3 protein-coding genes are annotated in these 3758 nt (G+C 51.0%); all 3 read left to right on the top strand.

Going from position 1 to position 3758, the window contains the following annotated elements; genetic code table 11:
* Positions 1-324: 324 nt before the first annotated feature.
* Complete coding sequence (locus JW883_04335) at positions 325-522, top strand: hypothetical protein (GenBank protein MBN1841497.1); 198 nt, start codon at positions 325-327, stop codon at positions 520-522.
* A 499-nt stretch (positions 523-1021) separates the two neighbouring features.
* Entirely contained in the window at positions 1022-3172 is a 2151-nt protein-coding gene (locus tag JW883_04330) for an N-6 DNA methylase (GenBank protein MBN1841496.1), read from the top strand.
* Positions 3169-3758 (top strand): restriction endonuclease subunit S (locus JW883_04325; GenBank protein MBN1841495.1); only part of this gene is annotated, 590 nt, incomplete at its 3' end. The genes JW883_04330 and JW883_04325, both read left to right, overlap by 4 nt.

Below are 3758 nucleotides of genomic sequence, written 5' to 3'. Positions count from 1 at the left end.
TGTTGATTAGGGCCTACTTACTTATGTGTTGCAGGAAATGTTTCATGGTGCTAAGAGTCTGAGATAAACGCTATGGCTGAAAATACTTTAGGCAAGTTCGGAACGAACGTCCCGGTTCTCCCCGGCCATTTTGTAACACTCCCTGGTTTTATGGCGACACTTCCAATATTTCTTGACATTTCAAAAGGATAAGGATATAGAATCCACAAATCCTTGCACGGTATTTGCTTCTCCTCGAGGGCTGTTCAATCACGCTGACAGATTCTGCTCAAGCTTCATTTCTCTACCAAGAAGGGTTCCTGATCGGTCTCAAGGAGACAAAACATGTCCAGTGAGTTATGCCCAAGATGTCATGCCGTCAGAAACATGGTGATGACTACCTATGCAAGAGTGATTACAGGTCCCGGAGGAAAACTAAAAAAGGTACGAACTGATCTTTTTCATTGTGAGACATGCCATGCCTTTGTTCGCAGTGAGGATATTGAACCTCATGAAGAGACCAGGTCTTCTATTGATGCTTGACAATAGGGAAAACGTGCCCAAAGGGCATGAGCGCTTTCGCCCGATTGTCCCGCTTGAGCGGGAGAGCAGGCAAGAGGAGGTCTCGGCGCCTCTGCAAGAACTTTATGCAATTTCTGCACGAACGTCCCCAAAATACAGGACAGAACCGATCTTCTGTATGCGTCTGTGGCAAAAATGAAGGGAGATAGGTTTTGAGGTCAAGGACAAACCTGCTGGGGATGGGAAAGGGGAGAAGGCAAAGGAGAGATGAGTTAGGGAGTCTGGGATCGAGATTTTGTGCACGCTCTGCACGAACGTCCCCTAAAACTAAAACCCGTCCTAAAACGCGTCTATCAAGTGATCTCCGATTCACCGTTTCTCCCCATCACCGATTCAGCTTCTCATGACCTTGGACTTTCGACTATCTTCTTTGGATATTGAAACCGGTGAAAAGGCAAATGTGAAAATGTGTCCCCTAAATTGGTGTTGGAGTTTACAAGGTGGTTGAAATGGAGATTATATGGCGCAACTTGAAAATATAGAAGCAATAGAAAAGAGGCTTTGGAATGCGGCGGATACGTTGCGCTCTAATTCCAACTATGCCAGCAACGAGTACTTCCTGCCCGTGATGGGGCTGATTTTTCTGCGGCATGCCTACAGCCGCTATTTGGCTGTTAAGGATGATATCAAAGTCAACCTGCCTAAACGGGGTGGAAAGACGCGCCCTTTGACGAAAGAGGACTTTTCGCAGAAGAGTTCCATATTTCTTAAGAAGGAAGCGCAGTTCGACTATCTGGTTTCTCTCCGGGATAGCGACAATCGGGCCAAGGCTGTGATTGAGGCCATGGAATCCATTGAGGCCGATTATGAAACCTTGCGCGGTGTCTTACCCAAGAACGAGTATCAGGAGCTGGACAACGAGGTGCTCGGGCGGATTCTCCGCACCCTGAATCCGGAAGAACTGAAAAAGACGCATGGTGATATCTTCGGGCGCATCTACGAATACTTTCTTACCCAGTTTGCAGACCAGAAGGCCCACGACGGCGGCGAGTTCTTCACACCCATCTCCCTGGTATCCCTGATTGCCAATGTCCTGGAACCAAAACGGGGCGTTGTGCTGGACCCTGCCTGCGGCTCCGGCGGCATGTTTGTGCAAAGCGCTCACTTTGTGGAACGTATGAAGGCCAACCCTTCTGAGCGTCTCACCTTTTATGGGTTGGAGAAGAACCCTACCACCATTCGACTGGGCAAGATGAATCTCTCCGTCCACGGCCTGGAGGGCGACATCCAAAAGGCCATCACCTACTACGAGGACCCCCATGAACTGGTTGGGAAAGCCGACTTTGTTTTGGCCAATCCGCCCTTTAACGTGGACGAGGTGGATGCCGATAAAGTCAAGCGCGATCCGCGCCTGCCTTTCGGTTTGCCGGGCGTTAGTAAAGCAAAAGGAAAAAAGACGGCTGGCCAGAAGAAGCAATTGGGCAGGGTTTCCAACGGGAACTATTTGTGGATCAGCTATTTTTACAGCTATTTGAACGAAAAGGGCCGGGCCGGATTCGTCATGTCGTCTCAGGCCTCAAGTGCCGGGCGCGATGAAGCAAAAGTCCGGCAGAAGCTCATCGAAACCGGCCATGTGGATATCATGATCGCCATTCGTTCCAACTTCTTCTACACCCGAGCCGTGCCCTGCGAACTGTGGTTCCTGAATCGAAACAAGCCGAAAAAGCACCAAGACAAGGTGCTCATGCTCGACGCGCGAAACATCTTTCGCAAAGTCACCCGCAAAATCTATGACTTCAGCCCGGAACAGCAACAAAAGCTTTTAGCCATTGTCTGGCTCTACCGGGGCGAGGGTGACCGTTTCCTCGATCTGATTACCCGCTATCTGGGGCAAGCCCTGAATGAAGCCGAAGCCTGCTTCAAATCCAAAGAGAAAGACGGCAAGGTCATCCACCCGCTGGCCGACTTTGAAACAGCATTGGTCTACCTCCAGAAAACCATGAGCCCTTTTTTTAAAACGCTGCCCAAGGATGCAATGCACGCTGAAGTGCTCCAGCAATTGGGAAAAGGCTTGAAGACATTTTCCCGTGACATTTCTGCGTTTGGAAAATCGTTGAAAAACGAGCGGGCAAAATGGAGCAATCAGGCACGGACGAATGCTTCACTCAACAAGGCCACGGAACGGATTGCCCTCTTGGCCGACACCAGCCGCGATCTCGTCAAACAGGCCGATCTCTTGCACAAACTCGCCTGCCGCCTGATCGATGTGTGTGAACGAGAGCTTGAGGCCGGGAAGAGCGAGCACTGGGTGAGTCGTAACATCCTTCGAGCGCGCAAGGCAGCAGAACAGGCCCGCCAGGTCGCAGTGACTCAACTCAAACAGGTGCGGTATTTCCACAAACAGGCTGTTTGGCTCACCGATCGCTTCCCCGCGGCCAAGCTCCGCGATGTGGAAGGGCTCGTCAAACTGGTGGACAAGAAAGATCTGGAGGCCAACGACTGGAGCCTCACCCCGGGCCGCTACGTGGGCGTCGCCCCTGAGGAAGAAGACGGGGACTTCGACTTTGAGGAGGCCCTGCGCGATATCCATGTCGAGCTGGACGGTCTCAATGTGGAAGCGGTGCAACTGGCAGCTAAGATCAAGAAGAACTTCGAGGAGTTGGGGGCATGAATTGGAGGGAAGTCCCATTTGAAGAGCTATACTTGCTCCCGTCAAAGAACGGTCTCACCAGGCCAGCTAGAGTTCGTGGAAACGGCTATAAAATGATCAATATGGGCGAATTGTTTGCCCATGACCGTATTGGCACTGTGGAGATGGAAAGAGTGCCAATGAACGGCAAAGAATTGGAAAGAATGCTTGTTGAAGAAGGAGATCTCTTGTTTGCTCGTCAGTCTCTGATTCTTGCAGGAGCTGGCAAGTGCTCAATTGTAAGAACGGTCGAGGAACCGACTACTTTTGAGTCCCACATTATTAGAGTACGCCTGAATCGAAAGCTGGCCTTTCCCGATTTCTATCACTACTATTTCAAGTCACCGAAATGTCGAATTAGGTCAATCGTTACACAAGGAGTTCAGGCGGGGATTCGCGGGAGTGATCTTGCCAGATTAAGCGTTCATCTCCCTCGGCTCGAAGTTCAGGATAAGATAGCATCAATAGTCTCCACCTACGACGACCTGATCGAGAACAACCGGCGGCGGATTCAGTTGCTGGAGCAGGCGGCGCGGCTGCTCTACAAGGAGTGGTTCGTCCACCTCCG

The organism is Deltaproteobacteria bacterium (assembly GCA_016930875.1).
Lineage (GTDB): Bacteria > Desulfobacterota > Desulfobacteria > Desulfobacterales.
The sequence above is the reverse complement of the archived record's forward strand: the minus strand, read 5'-3'. Positions and strand labels throughout refer to the sequence as shown.

What these genes read in the sequence shown, in the direction of transcription:
- JW883_04335 (MBN1841497.1), top strand. Translation starts at nt 325, where the DNA reads ATGTCCAGTGAGTTATGCCCAAGATGTCATGCCGTCAGAAACATGGTG.
- JW883_04330 (MBN1841496.1), top strand. Translation starts at nt 1,022, where the DNA reads ATGGCGCAACTTGAAAATATAGAAGCAATAGAAAAGAGGCTTTGGAAT.